13 protein-coding genes are annotated in these 18,627 nt (G+C 72.2%); 8 read left to right on the top strand and 5 right to left on the bottom strand.

Annotated features, from left to right (window positions below; translation table 11 throughout):
* Positions 1 to 81: 81 nt before the first annotated feature.
* A complete protein-coding gene (locus OG730_RS29420; protein ID WP_327307062.1) occupies positions 82 to 831 on the bottom strand; it encodes a hypothetical protein in 750 nt (249 codons plus the stop codon).
* Positions 832 to 1,205: 374 nt separating this feature from the next.
* Between OG730_RS29420 and OG730_RS29415 the strand changes: the two genes are divergently transcribed.
* The 6 genes from OG730_RS29415 (at position 1,206) to OG730_RS29390 (ending at position 7,536) form a co-directional block, all read left to right on the top strand.
* Entirely contained in the window at positions 1,206 to 2,021 is an 816-nt protein-coding gene (locus OG730_RS29415) for a tyrosine-protein phosphatase (protein WP_327307061.1), read from the top strand.
* Between the two features lie 122 nt (positions 2,022 to 2,143).
* Positions 2,144 to 4,072 carry a hypothetical protein gene (locus tag OG730_RS29410; RefSeq protein WP_442815047.1) on the top strand — a complete coding sequence of 643 codons (1,929 nt, stop codon included), beginning with the start codon at positions 2,144 to 2,146 and terminating at the stop codon, positions 4,070 to 4,072.
* 102 nt (positions 4,073 to 4,174) lie between these two features.
* Entirely contained in the window at positions 4,175 to 5,125 is a 951-nt protein-coding gene (locus tag OG730_RS29405; protein WP_327307060.1) for a metal-dependent hydrolase, read from the top strand.
* A complete protein-coding gene (locus OG730_RS29400) occupies positions 5,122 to 6,174 on the top strand; it encodes a PDR/VanB family oxidoreductase (RefSeq protein WP_327307059.1) in 1,053 nt (350 codons plus the stop codon). The genes OG730_RS29405 and OG730_RS29400 overlap by 4 nt, the downstream gene beginning before the upstream one ends.
* Before the next feature lie 35 nt (positions 6,175 to 6,209).
* Complete coding sequence (locus OG730_RS29395) at positions 6,210 to 6,953, top strand: TetR/AcrR family transcriptional regulator (RefSeq protein ID WP_327307058.1); 744 nt, start codon at positions 6,210 to 6,212, stop codon at positions 6,951 to 6,953.
* Positions 6,954 to 6,990: 37 nt separating this feature from the next.
* Positions 6,991 to 7,536, top strand: a complete 546-nt coding sequence (locus OG730_RS29390) for a GNAT family N-acetyltransferase (protein WP_327307057.1) — start codon at positions 6,991 to 6,993, stop codon at positions 7,534 to 7,536.
* 15 nt (positions 7,537 to 7,551) lie between these two features.
* Here the strand turns inward: OG730_RS29390 and pulA are convergent, their stop codons facing one another.
* Together pulA and OG730_RS29380 are read right to left on the bottom strand one after the other, a co-directional pair.
* Positions 7,552 to 12,933, bottom strand: a complete 5,382-nt coding sequence (pulA, locus tag OG730_RS29385; RefSeq protein WP_442815046.1) for a pullulanase-type alpha-1,6-glucosidase — start codon at positions 12,931 to 12,933, stop codon at positions 7,552 to 7,554.
* A 41-nt stretch (positions 12,934 to 12,974) separates the two neighbouring features.
* Entirely contained in the window at positions 12,975 to 14,759 is a 1,785-nt protein-coding gene (locus tag OG730_RS29380; RefSeq protein WP_327307056.1) for a carbohydrate-binding module family 20 domain-containing protein, read from the bottom strand.
* A 454-nt stretch (positions 14,760 to 15,213) separates the two neighbouring features.
* On the opposite strand from OG730_RS29380, the gene OG730_RS29375 reads away from it, so the two are divergent.
* Positions 15,214 to 15,879, top strand: a complete 666-nt coding sequence (locus tag OG730_RS29375; protein ID WP_327307055.1) for an HAD family hydrolase — start codon at positions 15,214 to 15,216, stop codon at positions 15,877 to 15,879.
* A 28-nt stretch (positions 15,880 to 15,907) separates the two neighbouring features.
* Here OG730_RS29375 and OG730_RS29370 read toward each other — a convergent pair whose 3' ends face one another.
* On the bottom strand, positions 15,908 to 16,222 hold the full coding sequence (locus tag OG730_RS29370; protein ID WP_327307054.1) for a 4a-hydroxytetrahydrobiopterin dehydratase: 315 nt from the start codon (positions 16,220 to 16,222) through the stop codon (positions 15,908 to 15,910).
* A gap of 1 nt (position 16,223) precedes the next feature.
* Positions 16,224 to 17,468, bottom strand: coding sequence for an NsdA family TPR-like regulatory protein (locus OG730_RS29365; protein WP_327307053.1), 1,245 nt, complete (start codon positions 17,466 to 17,468; stop codon positions 16,224 to 16,226).
* A gap of 148 nt (positions 17,469 to 17,616) precedes the next feature.
* On the opposite strand from OG730_RS29365, the gene OG730_RS29360 reads away from it, so the two are divergent.
* Positions 17,617 to 18,087 (top strand): DUF6415 family natural product biosynthesis protein, encoded by a 471-nt coding sequence (locus OG730_RS29360; protein WP_327307052.1) that lies wholly within the window; start codon positions 17,617 to 17,619, stop codon positions 18,085 to 18,087.
* Positions 18,088 to 18,627 lie beyond the last annotated feature (540 nt).

Raw genomic sequence — 18,627 nt, 5'->3', positions numbered from 1 at the left:
GGGGCCTGTCGTCAAAGTGCCGTCGTCGCCCGGAGGCAGACGGCACTTTGACGACAGGCCCCGGGAGGGTGCGCCGTCAGGTCAGGCGCGGGCAGGACGGCCGGGGGCCGTGATACGGATCCGGGCGCGCGCGGGCGGCCCGCGCCGCTCGGCGGTGTGCGCGTGCACGGCCCCGCGCAGGGTCCGCGGCCGCGGGTACCCGGTGGGCCGCGGCGACCGCGCCGGCGGTACGGGGAGCACGCGCGCCCGGAGCAGGGCGAGGACCCGGGAGAGCGGCCGGGCGGCGAGCAGCGCCCCGGCCGCGAGGGCGGCGGCGAGCCGGAAGACGGCGGCCTCGCCCCAGGCCAGCCAGAGCGCGCAGAACAGCCCGGCGAGTGCGTGCGCGGCGATCATGCCGAGCCCGTCGTGGGCGTGGCCCGCGGCCATGTCCCCCATGCCGGCCATCCCGCTCATGGCGTCCATGCCGTGCATGCCGTCCATGGAGGGCGCGCCGTGCATGCCGGGCATGGCATCCGCCCCGCTGCCCGTACCCGTACCCGTACCCATGTCCATGCCCGCCTGGTGTCCGCCGCCCGCCGGGGCCGAGGCGGAGAAGACGAGGTGCAGGACCGCCTGTACGGCGAGCAGTGCGGCGGCGATGGGGAGCGGTCCGCGCCGGCGCCCGGCGGAGAGCCAGGCGAGAGCACCGGTCAGCCCGAATGCGGACAGAAGACCCAGGGCGGGAAGGTCCGTACCGGACATGTACGAATGCCCCGCCGCACCCAGTGCGACGGCCACCGCCGCGAAGAGCGCGGCCCGCGTGGCGCGCATCGGCGCGGGGCTGTGTGACATGACCAGCGAATATTTGCACGGTTCCCCGCCTCGCCGGACGGCACCCCCGTGGCCGATCATGGTGCGATGAGCCCCCTGCCCTTGACGGCCCCGCCGAGCGCGGTGTACACGGGCACGGTCCGGCTCGCTGGTGGAGCAGCGGCGGGGGCGGACCTTCACCGATGCCGGGCACCTGGTGGCCCTGGAGCTCGGGCGCGGGCTCGGGCTCGGCGTCGCGCCGGCCGCCGATTACCTTTCCGGAGCGAAATCTCCGAAAATCATATGGATGACACGCGTCACCCAGCGCGCTTCGCCCCGAGCCATCCCGTTTCTCCGATCATTCGATTCTCCGATCACGCTTCTCATGTCTCTCTGATCACGTTGGAGCCGCCACGATGACCGCCACTCCCGCCAAGACCGTCGCCAACCTCCGGGACCTCGGCGGCACCCCGCTCGCCGGGGGCCGCACCGTCCGCCCGGGTCTCGTGCTGCGCTCCGGCCAGCTCGACCGGCTCGACCTCGACGCGGACCCGGCGGTGGCCGCGCTGGGCATCGGCACCGTCATCGACTTCCGTACCGACGTGGAGCGCGGCGCACACCCCGACCAGGTGCCGGCCGGCGCCCGGCTGCTCATAGCCGACGCCCTGGCGGACAAGCTGGCGGCCGACACCGGGGGCGACGGCGGCCCCGGGAAGATTCCCGCCGCCCAGCTCAAGGAGCTCCTGTCCGACCCGGTGATCGCGGAGGAGCACCTGGGCGGCGGCAAGGCGCAGGCCCTGTTCACCAGCCTCTACCGCTCCCTGGTCAGCTCCGCCTCCGCGCAGTCCGCGTACCGGCTGCTGCTCACCGAGCTCGCCGACCCGCAGTCGGGGCCGCTGCTCTTCCACTGCACGGCGGGCAAGGACCGCACGGGCTGGGGCGCGACCGTGATCCTGTCGCTGCTCGGCGCGGACGACGAGACGGTGATGAGCGAGTACCTGTCGGTCAATCCGGCGGTGCGGATCGCCTTCGCCCCGATGATCGAGGGCTTCACGGCGGCCGGCGGCGACCCGGACATCGCGCTGGCGCTGATCGGCGTCTTCCCCTCCTACCTGGAGGCCGCGCTGGACGAGGTGAACACGCGCTACGGCTCGATGGAGAAGTACGTGCGCGAGGGCCTCGGCGTCTCCGACGAGACGGTCGAGGCGCTGCGGGCCCGCCTGACCGTCTGAGTCCCCCGGCGGGCCCCCGGTGACCGCCCGGCGAGCCCCCGGCGCGTCCCCCGGCCGGATCTGGTCCGAACACGCGCGCTGGGACCCGGTGACCATCCGACCATTCGCTCGTTCTGCTGAACGTGACTGCGCCGGATACCGCCACCCGCCCCCTCTCCCCCGATGTCGAGCAGGCCGAGGCCGCCATCGTCGAGCACTATCCCCGGCTGGTCCGGCTGGCCTATCTGGTGCTGCCGCCCGCCCTCGGCCGGAACCGCCGGGTGCTCACCGCCCACTCGCTGGCCCAGCGCGCCCTGCCGCGCGGGCGGCGGGACGGGGCTGCCGCCGCGCAGGCGGCGGTGCAGGGCGGGGTGCCGGGACAGCGGGGCGGGGCGGGTCCCGAGTCCGGGTACGCGTACGTACGGCTGCGCGTGCTGCGGGCCGCGCTGGAGGCGGGGATCCCGCTGACGTTCCGCGCGCTGCCCCGGCGGGCCCAACTGCCGCCGGTGCTCCCCCAGGTGTGGGGGCTGCGGCTGTTCCCGCGCTCGGGCGGGGCCGAGGAGCTGGCGCTCGACCAGTGGCTGGCCACCCTCGACGGGCCGGGCCGGGCCGCGTGCGTCCTGCGGGCGCTGGAGCGGCTGCCCGAGCCGGAGGTGCTGCGGGTGCTGGCCGAGGCGGGGGTGGTCAACCCGGCCGCCGCCGTCGCGGAGTCCGGGGATCCGTCGACCGACGAGCTGTTCGCCTCACCCGAGTTCGACCCCTGCGTGCTCCAGGCCCGGCCCACCGACCTGCTGCGCCGCCGACGGCTGGTGCGGGCCGGGATCGCCGCCGGGATCGCGCTGGCCGTGGGCGGGGTGCTGCTCTCGCTGCCCGGCGGCGGATGGGGGGCCGAGGGGGCCGCCGCCCCGCTCTACGCGAGGAACGCCGCGGCGGAGCAGGCCCTGGACCCCGGGCAGCTGGTCCGGGTCGCGCCCACGGTCTGGCGCACGTCCTCCCGTACCGGCTACTCCGGCTGGCCCGCGCGCGGCGACCGCGTGGACGATGCCGCGCTGCTGCGGCGGGCGCTGGCCGTCTGGGCCCGGCCGGGCCGCACGGTCGTGGTCTCGGCCACCCCCGGCACCCCGTCCGGACCGCCGATGGGGCCCCCGCAGCTGCTGTTCGCCGGGACCGTCGACCAGGCCGTCGTGGTCCTGCTCTACGACGGCCTGCGCGTGGCCCGGTACGCCGAACCGCGCTCCGGCACCGAGATCGCCGCCCTCGACTTCGCCCGGACCGACGGCGCCTCGGCGGACACGGCGGCGGCCCTGGTGCTCAGCCGGGTCGACGGCAACGTCCGCTACCTGACGGCCCCCTGGGTGACGGCCGCGACCCAGCGGGACCTGCTGAAGCCGGGGGACGCCCCGACGGGACTGGAGCTGACGGCGGACGGGGTCACCCCGCCGGTGCCGAGCCCCGCCCCGGAGGGCACCTGTACGAGCTGGAACGCGCTCGCGGTGACCGGTGACGGCGCGACCCGGCTCTTCACCGACCTGGGCGAACTGACGCCGGCCCGGCTGACCTCGGGGGCGCCGGGCGCCGAGCGGAACGTGACGGAGGGCGCGGAGCTGGGCGACTGGTCGCGGATCGCGTGCCTGCTGCCCTCGGTGCGCTCGCACGGGGTGCGCACGGTCAACGCGTGGACGTACGCGAAGCAGCCGCTGCCGGAGGGCGACGGCACGGCGACCTGGCTGTGCACCCGGGCGGAGACCTGGCAGGGCACGGCGGACCGGGTGCAGGCACAGTTCCTGGCCCCGGGCGCCCCGCTGGCGGCCCAGGCGGCGAAGGCGGAGGGCTCGCCGGCGTGCGGGCCGCGGGAGCCGCGGGTGCTGGCCGGGGTGCTGTGGAAGTCGAAGGCCGGGCAGTGGTACGTCCTGGCGGCGGGCAGTGCGCAGTTCTCCTCGCTGACCGTGGGCGGCGGCCAGGTGAGCGGGGTCGCGGTGGGCAACCGGCTGGCGGTGAAGGCTCCGGCGGGCGCGCAGGTGGAACTGACGGGCAAGCTCACGGACGGTTCGAAGGCGGGGGTGTTGAGGTAGTCCCGGCCCGGCCCCTCCCGGCCGGGCCCGGTCCGGCCGGGGCCCGAAGGAAGTGGCGGTAGAGGGGTTTCCCTCCCCTCTACCCATCAGTACATTGACGCCATGTCTAATACGCCGCCCGCGTCGCCCGCCCCCGTGGCGTCGGAACACATAGAGCTGAAGGCCCGCAACGTGTCCTTCTCCTGGGAGGACACCCCGCTCCACTGGCTGCCCGGCGACCCCTTCGCGAACCACACCATCAACGTGCTGCACCTGCTGCTCCCGGCGGGCGAGCGCTGGTTCGTGCACGTCTACAAGCAGGTGCTCCCGTACATCACGGACGAGCGGCTGCGCGAGGACGTCGTCGGGTTCATCGGCCAGGAGGCCATGCACGCGAGCGCGCACGACGACGTCCTCCCCCACCTCAAGCGGCTGGGCCTGGACCCGACGCCCTACACGGCGCAGATCGACTGGCTCTTCGAGAAGCTGCTCGGCGACCGGACGCTGCCGCCGGGCGCGCCCCGCAAGTGGTGGCTGATGGAGCGCGTGGCGATGATCGCCGCGATCGAGCACTACACGGCCTTCCTGGGCAACTGGGTGCTCAACGCCGAGGAGCTGGACCGGCGCGGCGCGGACCCGGTGATGCTGGACCTGCTGCGCTGGCACGGGGCGGAGGAGGTCGAGCACCGGTCGGTGGCCTTCGACCTGTTCATGCACCTGGACGGCAACTACCGCCGCCGGGCGCGCACCTGGGCCACGGCCTTCACGGCGCTGGTCTTCCTGTGGCAGCGCGGATCGCGCTACTTCATGGAGCACGATCCCGGCCTCCCGCCCGGGTCCAAGGCCTCGGTGGGCCAGTTCTACCGCTCGGGCCGCAAGGGGACCCTGCCGTCCACGGGCGCGATGCTGAGGTCGATACCGACGTACCTCTCGCGCACCTACCACCCCTCGCAGGAGGGCTCCACGGCGCAGGCCGTCGCCTACCTGGCCTCCTCCCCCGGCGCCAACGGCGGTCTCCCCGGCGGCGCGAACGCCAGCGCGAACGGCACCGCGAACGGCGGTGGCCGCCGATGAGGCGCGCCCTCACGGTGACCGCGCTCGCGGGCGCCGCCTGGCTGGCGAAGCGGGCGATCGGCCGGCGCATCGACTCCGGCTCGCCGCTCTGGCCGCTGCCCGCGCTGGAGACCCCGGTCTCGGGGTACTCGCCGCGCCGGTGGATCCCGGCGCTGATCGTCTCCCGCACCGAGCCCGCGCAGGGGGTGCTGTCCCTGACGCTGGAATCGGCGGAACTCCCGGAGTGGGCCCCGGGCGCACACCTGGACGTGCAGCTCCCCTCCGGACTGGTGCGCCAGTACTCCCTGTGCGGCGACCCCGCCGACCGGGGCCGCCTCACGATCGCGGTCCGGCTCGTACCGGACGGCCGCGGCGGCTCGCGCGAGGCGCACGCCCAGCTGGTGGAGGGGGCGGAGCTCCCGGTCCGCCCGCCGCGCAACCGCTTCCCGCTGGTCCCGGCCCCGTCGTACGCGTTCGTCGCGGGCGGGATCGGCATCACCCCCATCCTCCCGATGCTCCGGGCGGCCACGGCGGCGGGCGCGGACTGGACCCTGCTCTACGGGGGCCGCTCGCGGGCCTCGATGCCCTTCCTGGCCGAACTCGCCCGGTACGGGGACCGGGTCACGGTCGTCCCCGAGGACGAGGCGGGCCTCCCCGACCTGGGCGCGCTCGGCGCCTCGCTCGGCCCGGACACCCTGGTGTACTGCTGCGGCCCGGCCCCGCTGATGGCGGCGGTCGAGGCGGCCGCGCCCGCGGGCGTCCCGGTCCACCTGGAGCGGTTCGCTCCGGCGGCCGCGGGCGGGGACGCGAAGCCCTTCACCGTGGAACTGCACCGCTCGGGCCGGGTCGTGGAGGTGGCGGCGACGGAATCCGCCCTGACCGCCGTGCGCCGGGAGCTCCCCAACACCCCGTACTCCTGCGAGCAGGGCTTCTGCGGCACCTGCCAACACCGGGTGCTGGCCGGGGACATCGACCACCGTGACACCCTCCTCACGGACGGCGAACGCGAGGACTCCATGCTGCTGTGCGTGTCCCGCGCGGCCTCGGACCGCCTGGTCCTCGACCTGTAGGGGGCCCCCGCGGAGGGGCGCAGTAGGGTGTCCGCATGACAACCGGGGTGCGGCGCAGGATGGGTGTCGAGGAGCGGCGACAGCAGCTGATCGGGGTGGCGCTGGAGCTGTTCAGCCACCGGTCGCCCGACGATGTGTCCATCGACGAGATCGCGGCGGCCGCGGGGATATCGCGGCCGCTGGTCTACCACTACTTTCCCGGCAAGCTGAGCCTCTACGAGGCCGCGCTGCGGCGGGCGGCCGACGAGCTCGCGCTGCGGTTCGTGGAGCCCCAGGAGGGGCCGCTCGGGGCGCGGTTGCTCCGGGTCATGGGGCGGTTCTTCGCCTTCGTCGACGAGCACGGGCCCGGATTCTCGGCGCTGATGCGGGGCGGTCCGGCGGTCGGCAGCAGCCGGGCCAACGCGATGATCGACGAGGTCCGCCAGGCGGCGTACGAGCAGATCCTCTCGCACCTGGGCGTCGACCGGCAGGCTCCGCCCGCGCGGCTGGAACTCGTGGTGCGCTCGTGGGTGTCGCTGGCCGAGTCGACGGCGCTGATCTGGCTGGACGGCCGGCGGATCCCGCGCGCCGAGCTGGAGTTGCAGCTGGTGCACGATTTCGCGGCGCTGGCCGCGGTGAGCGCCGCCTACGACAAGGAGATGGCGGGGATCCTCGTACGGATCCTCGTGGACGAGCCGGCCGACGGACCGTTCGGGGAGCTGGTGGGGCGGCTGGTGGCCCTCGTCCCCACGGGGTCCGGCCCCTCGGGATCCGTCCCCTCGGTGCCCGGTCCGCGTTGATCAGCGGCTCTTGATCGAATAGCGCAATAATGCCCGCGTGATCATTGACGACGGGATCGTGTTCCGGCAGGCCGAGGAGAAGGACGCCGGCACGCTGGTGGCGCTGTACGACCAGGCCGCACGCTGGATGGCCGCGCACGGGATCGAGCAGTGGAAGCCCGGGGAGAAGGACCCCGCGCACTTCCGGGCGATCATGCGCGAGGGCGAGGTGTGGCTCGCCTCGGACGGCAACGGGCACGCCGTCGGGGCGTACGAGCTGTGGTGGTCCGACGAGGAGGCCTGGGGCATCCAGCCGCCCGTGGCCGGCTACGTGCACCGCCTCATGGTCCAACGCGAAGCCGCGCCCGCCGGGGCCGGCCGGCGGCTACTCGAACACTTCGAGCGGCGCATCGCCAGGACCGGCCGCGAACGGGCGCGGCTGGACTGCGTCTCCACCAACCCCCGGCTGCTCGCGTACTACCAGTCCGCGGGCTACCGGGTGGTCGGGGAGTTCCCCCACAAGGAGGGCAAGGACGGGCGGGTGTACGGGGTGATCCTGCTGGAGAAGCGGCTGGACCAGCTCACTCTGGTCAACCCCGCCTGACCCGCCCCCGGGTCGTCACCCCCGCTTGAAGACCGCCGCCGTGCGGGCCGGGACGGCGAACTCCCCCTTCGCCTCGTCGTACGCCGCCCGCCGGACCACCGGGTCCGCGCCGGAGGCCTGGACCGGGTGCAGGGCGTACGCCGTGCCCGCGAGCGCCGGGACCCGCTGGGTCAGCGCGGTGGGGGCGGCGTTGAACACCACCACCAGGTCGCCCAGGGCCATCGTGATCACACCCGGGGTCTCCTCGGGCCCCGAGAGGGGGAAGGCCAGCTTCGCCTGGACCGCGTCGGCGGTGGTGAGGGCGAAGGCCGGTTCCGTCGTACGGATCTTCAGCAGGTCCCGGTACGCGGACGAGGCGCCGCCGATCTCCGCGCAGCCGGGTGCGGGCGCTGCCAGCAGGGGCTTCGCGTAGGTCCACTTCGGACGGTTGTCGGCCGCCGGGGGCAGGCCGCGGCCGAAGCCGTTGCCGTCCGCGCAGTCCCAGTGGATGGCGTTGAACCAGTCCCCGCTGTCGTAGGAGTTGCGGTCCAGGGACTTGGAGCGGAGCAGGTCGGTGCCCGCCTGGGAGAGGGCCGGGCCCTGCGAGAGGGCGGCGACGGACATCGCCAGCACCTGGGCGCGGGAGCGGTCGGCGGTGGAGGTGCCTTCCGGGAGCTTGAAGGCCAGGGCGTCGAAGAGCGTCTCGTTGTCGTGGGCGTCGACGTACGCGAGGGCGTCGCCGGGGGCCGCCGCGTACCCGGCCGGGGCCCCGTTGTAGTCCACCTCGGAGCCCTTGACCGTACGGCCGGCGGAGTCCGTGAAGGCGTACCCGGCGAGGTTGCCGGTCAGCCCGACCTTGATCAGGTCCTGGTCGTGGAGGAGCCGGGCGCGCTGCTGCTCCGCGGTGCCGTTCGCCGGGGAGGCGTTGGGCGCGGTGAACAGGCCGGAGGCGAAGCCCTGGACGCGCGGGTCCTCGTCGAAGGGGCCGCCGCCGCGGACCGCGTCGCGGGCCCGGTCGGAGAAGGTGGCGATGCCGGTGCCGGCCATGTTCTGCTGCGTGGCCTGCACGAACCGGGCGTCGTTCGCGACCTCGCCGAAGTTCCAGCCCTCGCCGTAGAGGACGACCTTCTTGCCGTCGACCCCGTCCTTGGCGGGGGTCAGCGCGTCGAGGGCCGCGCGCACGGCCAGGATGTTGGCCTTCGGGTGGTGGCCCATGAGGTCGAAGCGGAAGCCGTCGACCTTGTACTGCTTGGCCCAGGTGACCACCGAGTCCACGACGAGGCGGCCCATCATGGCGTTCTCGGGGGCGGTGTTGGCGCAGCAGGTGGAGGTGGCGGCGGAGCCGTCGGCCAGCAGCCGCTGGTAGTAGCCGGGGACGATGCGGTCGAGCACCGACTTGTCGGACTGGCCGGCGGCCACCGTGTGGTTGTAGACCACGTCCATGACCGTGCGCAGGCCCGCGCCGTTCAGGGACTGCACCATGCGGCGGAACTCCACCGTGCGGGCCGTGCCGTTCGGGTCGCTCGCGTAGGAGCCCTCGGGGACGGTGTAGTGCAGCGGGTCGTAGCCCCAGTTGTACGCGTCCTTCGCGGCCGCGGCGGCCACGCAGGCCTGCTGCTCCTCGGAGTCGGGGGCGTAGACCTTCAGGTCGCAGGCGGGTTCGGTGCGGTCCCCGGGCTTCTCGGGGATGGTGCCGATGTCGAAGGCGGGCAGGAGGTGGACGTACGAGGTGCCGGCGGCGGCCAGGTCGCGCAGGTGGCGCATGCCCGCCGAGGCGGTGTCCGTGAAGGCCAGGTACTGGCCGGGGTGGGTGGTGGTGCGGTCGGCGACCGAGAAGTCGCGGACGTGCAGTTCCTGGATCTGCGCGGAGGTGAAGGGGACGGGCGCGGGCTTCTTCAGTTCGCGCCAGCCGGCCGGGGCGAGCTTCGGATCGGCGAGGTCCACGGCCAGGCTGTACGCGGAGTCCGTGGTCAGGGCGGTGGAGTACGGGTCGGTGACGAGGTTGCGGACCACCTGTCCGGTGCTCGGGGCCCAGACGGTGACGGCGTAGCGGTAGCGCTTGCCGGTCCAGTCGCGGTCGCCGCGCACCGACCAGACGCCGGTGGCGTCGTCGCGGCGCATGGGGACGGTGCGGCCGCCGTCGAGTTCGAGGGCGACCTGCTGGGCGGTCGGGGCCCACACGGAGAGAGTGGGGCGGCCGTCCTTGAACACCGGGCCGAGGCCGGCAGTGGTCGCGTAGAGGTCGTCGAGGACCCCGGCGAGCTGGACCCCGGTGGCGGCGAGGACGGCGCCGTTGGCGGCGCGGGCACTGGCGACGAGCTGGCCGCGCAGGGCTTCGCGGACGCGGTCGCGGTCGCGCGGGTCGATCGTGTAGGCGGCGTACGCGGCCAGGTGCGGGTACTTCTGCTTCTGGGCGGCGCTCAGCTCGGTCTTGGCCAGCCGGAGCCACTGGGCCCGGCCGGTCAGGGTGCCGTTCTCGGCCTTGACGGCGCCTTCGCGGGAGGCGAGGAGCTGTAGGGAGGCGGCGGCGGACGGGGCGTTCCAGGCGACGGTGTCGCGGTCGATCCAGACGGCCTGGGCCTTGGTGAGGTCCAGGGCGGCGGCGCTGCCGGCGGGCTGCGGGAGGAGGTACTTCTCCTTGCCGCCGAGCATCCACACCTCGTGCCCGTTGCTCTTCAGGTCGAGGGACTGGTCGGAGGGGAGGTCCTTCTCGTCGCCCTTGTGGAGGATGTAGCTGAGGCTGGTGGCCCCGGCGGCGAGGGGGACCTCGTAGACGGCTCCGTAGGAGTCGGTGCGGACGGGGAGGACCGGCTTGGACCAGTCGGTGGGCGTCGCCGCTCCGGTCCAGACGTGCAGGCCCCAGCCCTCGTAGGCGCCGTCGGGGCGCTGGTAGTGCAGGACGGCCTTGGCCGTGTCCTGCGGCGGGTAGGCGGGGCGGTCGGTGCGGGCGGGCTCCTTGCCCTGCTCCAGCCAGATCTCGCCGGTCTTCGTCACGTCGATGGTGCGGTCGGCGGCGACGTCCTTGGTGCCGTCCTTGTCGATGACGAGGTAACCGACGCTGCTCGCGCCGGGCTTCAGCTTGACGTAGGCGAAGGCGCCGTAGGCGTCGCGGCCGGTGAAGTCGTGGCCGGCGGGCCAGGGAGCAGCCTCGCCCTCGGCGAGGTCGCCCCAGGCGAAGAGGCGCCAGTTCGTGTAGTCGCCGTCGGGGCGGTTGTAGTGGACGATCGCGTAGTCGCGCTGGGTGGCGGTCGGGACCTCGGCGGGCGGGGTCTGTCCGGTGGTGGAGGCGGCGAGGGCGCTCGCGGTGCGGCCGGTCGAGTCGACCACCACGGCCTTGTAGCGCAGCGGGGTGCCGGCGGCGGTGGCCGGGGCGATGAACTGGGTGACCTTGTACGGGGCGTGGTCGGCGGAGCCGAGGATCTGCCACTTCTCCGTGCCGGTCTGGGCGGCGAAGACGACCCGGCCCAGGGGGTCGCCGGTGACCTCGGCCGAGAGCTCCACGGTGCCGGTGGCGCCGGGGGCCGGGGCCTTGAGGGTGAGGGCGGGCTTGGCGGCGGGCTTGGCGGCGGGGGTGGCGGCCCGGAGGACCACGGAGCCGAGGGCCGGGAGGGTGACGGTGAGCTTGCCGGCCGCGGAGGAGCGGATCAGCGTGGCCGTGCCGCCGTAGAGGGCGGCGTACTGGACTCCGGCCGGGGCGTCGAGCTCGATGGTGCGGGGGGCGGTGGCGTTGTTGGCCGCGACCAGGTACTCGGTGCGCGTGCGGGTGTCGGTGCGGGCGAAGGCGTAGGCCGAACCGTCCGCGCCGCCGACGAACCGTTCGCTCTGGACGCCGTCCCGGAGAGCCGGGTGGTCCTTCGTCAGCTTCGCGAGAGCACTGATCTGCTTGTAGAGCGGGTGCTCCGGATCGTAAGCATCGCTCGCATGTGTGCGCACCGTTCCGAGCTGGTCGTCGTCCAGGTAGTCGGCCGCCTTGGAGGCGAAGAGGGGCTGGCGGGCGTCCTTGTCCCCGCCCGCGCCGGTGAAGCCCTGCTCGTCACCGGAGTAGATCACCGGGTTGCCCCGGGAGAGGAACATCAGCTCGTTGGCCAGCCGGTAGCGGTCCAGGAGCTCCTGCTCCCCCGCCCCCGGCCGGTCCTGCTTCAGGAAGGTCCCGAAGCGGCCCATGTCGTGGTTGCCGAGGAAGGTGACCTGCTCGTAGGCGTTCGCCTTGTCCGTGGTGTAGCGGTAGTCGTCGCCGAAGACGGCTGCCAGCCGCCCCGCCTCCGCGCCCTGGGCGGCGTACGAGCGGATCGCCTCCTGGAGCGGGAAGTCGAGCGTGGCGTCCAGCCGGCCCCGGGTCACGTACGGGGAGGTGATCGCGGTGTCGGCGGAGTAGACCTCGCCGAACATGAAGAAGTCCTCGCGCCCGTGGCGGGCGGCGTACGCGTCGAGGGCGGTGGCCCACTGCGTCCAGAAGCCGGTGTTGACGTGCTTGACGGTGTCGATGCGGAAGCCGTCGACGTCGAACTCCTCGACCCACTTCTCGTAGATCTTCTCCATCCCCTCCACGACCTCGGGACGCTCGGTCCACAGGTCGTCGAGGCCGAAGAAGTCGCCCTGGTCGGAGGATTCGCCGGCGAAGGTGGAGTCGCCCCGGTTGTGGTACATCGTCGGGTCGTTGAGCCAGGCCGGGGACTTCAGGTTCTTCTTCGCCGCGGGGACGAAGGGCGTCCGGGGGAACGAGTCCGTGTCGGTCTTCGGGAACTTTCCCTCCCCCGCGGCGTAGTCGGCGTCCTGGAAGGGCACCCCGTCCTTGGTCAGGTACGGGAAGGCGCCCTTGGACAGGTATCCGTAGGACGCCTCCCGGTAGTCGACGACGTCGGCGGTGTGGTTGGTGATGACGTCGAAGAAGACCTTCATCCCCTTCTTGTGCGCCTTGTCGATCAGCCGCTCCAGATCGGCGTTGGTCCCGAAGTGCGGGTCTACCTGGGTGAAGTCGGTGATCCAGTACCCGTGGTAGCCGGCCGAGACGTCCTTGCCCGTCCCCTGCACCGGCTGGTTCTTGAAGATCGGCGCCATCCAGATGGCCGTGGTGCCGAGCCCCTTGATGTAGTCCAGCCGGTCGGCGATCCCCTTGAGGTCGCCGCCCTGGTAGAAGCCCTTGTCCGTCGGGTCCAGCCCGGTCTCGAGCCGGGAACCGGTCAGGCCGCCCCGGTCGTTGCGCGGGTCGCCGTTCGCGAACCGGTCCGGGAGCACGAAGTAGAACTGCTCCCGGGTCAGGTCGTGCCGCGCGGACTCGGCCGCCAGCCTGGCGTCCGAGGGCGGGGCCGGTGGCGCCTTGGCGGCGTCCGCCGCGGCGGCGGGCAGGGCGGGCAGGAGCGTCACGGCCAGGGTGGCGGCGAGCGCTCCGGCGGCGCCGGCGAGGGCGGGGCGTATCAAGGCGGATCTCCTCGGGTGCGGGACGGGGGCGGGACGGGAGGTCAGTTGCGCCAGGTGTCGGTCAGCGTGACCTTGCCGTTGGCGGGGACGGTGGCGGAGCGGTTGGCCCCGCTCTCCCAGGTGACGTTCCCGGCGGCGTCCTTGCGGACGTACTTGTACGCGAAGACCGTGCCGGGCGGGAGCGCGACGTCGAGCTTCCAGACGGGGTAGGCGGCCGGGTCGAGCTTGAGCGCGGCGCCGGTGTTCCAGCTGCCGAGCTCGGCGCGGTCACCGGTGACGTAGATGTTCTGGCCGACGACGGTGGTGGCGTTCACGGCGAAGGAGGCGGCGCTGGCGGGGGTGGAGGTCGGGGTGGCCGTGGGGGTGGGGGTGCCGGTGGGGGTGGCCGTGGGGGTGGGAGTCGGGGTGGAGGTGGCTCCGCAGCCGCGGGCGCCCACGTGGAGGGCGACGGCCGTCCCGGCCCCGAGGGTGGCGGTGAAGCGCCCGGCGGAGTCCACGCTCACCGTGCGGCCGCTCTGCACGTCGCAGTAGTCGCCGCCCGCGAGGGAGGTCTGGAAGGTCCGGGTCAGGGCCGAGCCCTCGTGGTTGATCGCCACGTACGCCTTGGCGCCCCGGCCGAAGGCGATCTGGTCGGCGCCGTTGTCCCACCAGTCGGTGACGGCCTGGCCGCGCGCGGAGTTACGGAAGCCGACCATGGAGGAAATCTCCCGCCAGGCGTGCTGGCACGTCCACCCGTCGGTGTAACAGGCGTTCACGGTGCCGCCGTTGGGCGGGCCGGCGTCGCGGTCGGTCCAGTCGTAGCCGGAGTGCACGTCGGGCGAGCCGTAGGGCCACGCCAGCATGAAGACGCTGGCCAGGGTGTACGCGGAGCCGTTCTTGTAGCTGAGGGTGTCGCCGCCGCGCTCGGTGTCGTGGTTGTCGACGAAGACGGCGGACTGCCCGGAGGGCATGTACCCCCAGGCTTCCCCGAAGTTCTTCAGGTAGGCGAGGTTCTCGTTCTGGAAGATCCGCTTGAGGTCCCGCGCGTAGCGGAACTCCTGTACGTCGCCGCTCCCGAGGTACTCGGAGGGGGAGACGGCCTCACCGGCCCCGTGGATCGCCTCCTGCTTCCAGTAGGCGTTCGGGTTCGTCATCCGCGACTTGATGTTGGCGAGGTCGGCGGCCGGCATGTGCTTGGCGGCGTCGATCCGGAAGCCGTCTACACCGAGGGAGAGCAGGTCGTTCAGGTAGCCGGCGATGCGGCCACGCACGTAGTCCTCGCCCGTGTCCAGGTCGGCGAGCTGGACGAGTTCGCAGTTCTGGACGTTCGCGCGGTCGTTGTAGTTCGATATCGAGGACCGGCAGTCGTCCATGTCGCCGCCGGAGTAGACGCCCGGGTAGTTGTACTTCGTGTACGAACTCCCGCCCGTTCCGGTCCCGTCCCCGGCCGCCATGTGGTTGATGACGGAGTCGGCGACGACCTTCACACCGGCCGCGTGACAGGCGTCGACCATGGCCTTGAAGGCCGTACGGTCACCCAGCCGGCCGGCGATCTTGTAGCTGACGGGCTGGTACGAGGTCCACCACTGGCCCCCCTGGATGTGCTCCTGCGGGGGCGACACCTGGACGTAGCCGTACCCGGCCGGCCCGAGGCTCTCCCCGCAGGCCTTCCCGACGGAGTCGAACCGCCACTCGAACATGACGGCGGTGACGTCCTTCTCACCAGGGGCGGCGGCGAGCGCCCGCGCGGCGGGCCCCCCGACGACGGCGAGGGCGGCCACGGCGGTGACGGCGGACACGGACAGCAGCGCGGCGGCGGCTCTGGCGGCGCGGGTACGGGTGGGCATGCGGTGTTCCTCCTGGCGGAGAGGCGCAGGACCGGGTGGGGACCGGTCACGGCCGAGTTGGGGATTGGAGCGACCGTAGGTCCCAGGAGGAGGCGCTGCAAGACCTTGCGCAAGAGATTGCAGAATTGTTTCCGGGCGGAGTCGGGGGTGGGGGGCGCGAGCTGCAGGCCGGGCGACGGCTGGGCACAAGGGGGACGAGAAGAACCACAGGGCCGTCGGGCGCGATGGATCGCTACACACTCCCACTCGGCTCAGCGACTACCGACCGTCCGTGGCCGGACATCGTTCACTGGCCCGAGGGCACCCGCTGCCAAGCGGCGAGCACGATCAGCACCAGCTGGGTGAGCCCGCGGTACAGCCTCTCCTGACCGCACATCTCAACAACCCTTCCCTGGCCTCCAGTCTGTGGAAGGGGCACTCTCGCGCGTCCGGACCCGTGGCTAGGCTGCTCCGCATGACGATTCGCGCTGTGGTTTTCGACGTCGGCGAGTGCCTTGTGGACGAGACCCGGGAGTACGGCACCTGGGCCGACTGGTTGGGCGTACCCCGCCACACCTTCGCGGCGATGTTCGGCGCGGTCGTGGCGCAGAATCGGGACTATCGCGAGGTGTTCCAGGAGTTCCGCCCCGGCTTCGACCTCACCGAACAGCGCGAGGCCCGCGCCGCCGCCGGCCAGCCGGAACACTTCGACGAGTCCGACGTGTACTCAGACGTAAGGCCCGCATTCGCGCAGCTCCGTGCCGACGGCCTCTGGCTCGGGATTGCCGGGAACCAGACCGTCCGAGCCGGTGGTCTGCTCCGCGGCCTCTTCACCGACGACGTCGATCTGATCGGGACTTCGGACGACTGGGGCGCCAGCAAACCCGACCCCGAGTTCTTCGTCCGAGTGGCCAAGGCCGTCCCCTTCGCGCCGGACGAGATCCTCTACGTCGGCGACCGCGTCGACAACGACCTCCGCCCGGGCAAGCACGCAGGAATGCACACCGCGCTGGTCCGCCGGGGCCCGTGGGCCACGATCCAGTGGAACACCGCCGAGGCCCACGAGCTACCGACGTTCCGCGTCGAGAGCCTCGCCGACCTGTCCCCTCTGATCACTCAGTTCAACAGGCAAGCGAACTGACCACAACGCGCGCGGCAGTCGTCCCGCATCAGTCCAGCGGGAGCGCCTGGTGCGCGGCCACGATGGCGTCGATGCGGTGTGCGAGGTCGAAATCAGCGCGGGTCAGACGGTGGCCGGCATCATGAGTGGTGATCGACGCGCGCAGGCTGTCGATGCGGAGGTCCAGGTCGGCATGGTGCTGAATGCGCCGGGACCGGTCCGCGATGGTCACGATCGCAGCGACGGCCGCGTGGTAGCGGATCTCGTAGGTTCGGGTGATCTCATCACCCCTGCGCTCCCATCCCGGCAACCCGCCCAGGTACTCGGCAATCTCCTCATCGGACAACGGCTTCGGTACGCCCATGTCAGATCCCCTCGTTCACCGGCGCCAGGACCTCCACCAGGTCCCGGCCCACCGGGGCATCGTGCCACGGCCTCATCTCCCTCTCCAGACTGTGTAGTTCGCGCAACATCCGAGCGGACCGCGTCTCCGTCGCGATCTCCACTGCCGCTCGAGCGATCTCCAGTGCCTGTTCCGGCTCCCGGGCCACGGCGGCCGCCGTGGCGTGTCGGGCGAGATACACACCGCGGTCCCTGCGGGCGGTCGCAGGAACCGCGTCGAGCACTTGTGACCACAACGACGCCGCCTCCCGCCCCAGCCCGAGACGGCCGTAGCAGGTGGCCCTCTGCACCTCAAGGTAGCCCGGCGTACGCCGGCAGGCATTACCCCACGGCAGGTCGTCGTCCACACGGGAGATGAGCCCACCCGCAGTGTCGATCAGGCGGTCGACTGCGGCCCGATCACCCGTGAGACTGGCGCCGTGGGCCTGCTGCTGCATCGCCATGACCCGCACTTTGGGAACAACGCGTTCGCCATCGAGCACGGCCGAGCACAAGTCGATAACGCCGTACCCGTCTCCAAGGTCGGTACGCACCTGCGCGAGGTTCACGAGCGAGTACCCGACGAGGTGCGGATCCCGGGCGCGCGCCGCGATCTCCTGCGTTACGCCCCGCCAGAACGCGGCTGCGCCGAGGTCTCCCGCATCCTGGTAGAGCCATCCGACGAGCGCGGCATATGCGGCGCCCACACGAAGAAGCCCGCGGCGAGTCTCTCCCCTCGCACTGCGGACGAGCTTGTCGATGAGCTGGAACTGAGCGCTGACCGTGCCGACAAGATCGTGAGGACCGAGGAACATGTCGGCGCGGTAATGGCCTTCCAGCTGTTGCTGGAAGTAGTCGATGAGGGCCGGGTCTACGTACTGCGTGGCGACGGGACCGGGCATGAGCGCGGCCGCCGTGACGGATACGAACGTCCTGCGGTTCACGGCTTCCTCTGGGTGGGCTTCAGGTCGGATCCAGCCGGCAGGTGCTCGGAAGCCAAGGTCCTCGGGCCACCGGCTGAGTGCGTCGTGCAGCACAGTCGCCGTCTCTTCCGACGGCCACCCCGGGCTGGCGCCTTCCCAGCGCCGCCATGTTCGCGCGGACACCGCGTACGAGCGGTCATCAAGGAACCGCTGCCCATGGATGCTGAGCGCCGCAGCAGCGGCATCCATGCTGCGCCATCCGACCCGAAGCCGGGCCGCCCTGAGCGCGTCATTTCGGTGGCTCATCGCCCCAGTCTGCGGTGTCATCTCGCCTATCCGCGGCCATGGCCGCGATATGGCCGCGGATGGCCATGCGATGGCCTATCCGCCCATCTGCGTGCAACGAAATCATCCACCTACGAACACAGGACGCGCTGACGAACCGAGGTACACGGTGACGACGCAAGCAGGCGGCAACATCCAGGATCTGATCACTGAGGCCCTTGGCCCGTATCCGCACCGCCCGTCGGCCGAGCGCGTGGAACGGCTCATCGACGACCTCATCACCTGCGGCCATCAACTCCACCATGCGGTGAAATACCTTCCCCGGAACCGGTGGGACCCGCGAGCCTCCAATGCCGTCGCGGAATGGGAGTACACCTCAGCGGTCGGCCCACGGACTTCCGAACCAAACTCGAATTGGAACCACGCCCGCGGCCTGGCCAGAATTGCGCGAATCTTGACGGCAGTTCTCGGCGACTCCGAGCACCCATCAACGCGCCTCTGTTGCCTCTGCGACCGGCCGATCCTGAGCGAGGACTACGAGACGATCCCCGGGCATTCGATGTCCGGCGCCCGCCCGGACCAGCACGCTCACGACCGGGCCGATCCGGAGTGCCGGCCGACCCGGGCGCATGACCGGTGACCGAGCGCCTGCGACAGATCCTCTACGTCCTGATCGTCCTCGGAGTCCTTGCGGTCATTGTCATCAGCACCTACTGACCCGCAGGTGCCGGCCCCGAGGGGCCCACGGTCGTGCTCAGCAGCTTCCCAGCCACGGCTGGTCCGCAGTCGCTGAGCCGAGTGGGAGTACGTAGCGATCTGTCGCGCCCACCGACTCTGGGGTCCTTCTCATCCACCTCTCGCTCGGGGTGGCACTCGGACGTCTCGGGAAGGGTTTCCAGGGGCCCGGCCCTGGATGCTCTGATCGCCCCGCGCCTCCGTTCCGGCTGAGGTCACGGTCCTGCCGGGGCCGTGTCCAGATGACCTCCGGCCGGAAAACGGCTGCGCATCTCAGACGAGGCCGCTCCTCCCCCTCCTCCCTCCCGGCCGTTCCCCGGGGGGATCCCGGAAGTCTTGTGGCGTTTCGGGGCGGGTCGGTCGGTCAAGGGTGGCCGAAGGCCATCGCGTAGCGACGCGACCGAAGGGAGCGCCCTTGAGGGACCGGCCCGCACCGAAAGGACAC

This window comes from Streptomyces sp. NBC_01298 (genome assembly GCF_035978755.1).
Taxonomy (GTDB): Bacteria; Actinomycetota; Actinomycetes; order Streptomycetales; family Streptomycetaceae; genus Streptomyces.
Note: the sequence above shows the minus strand (reverse complement) of the source record. Positions and strands in the feature narration are given on the sequence as shown.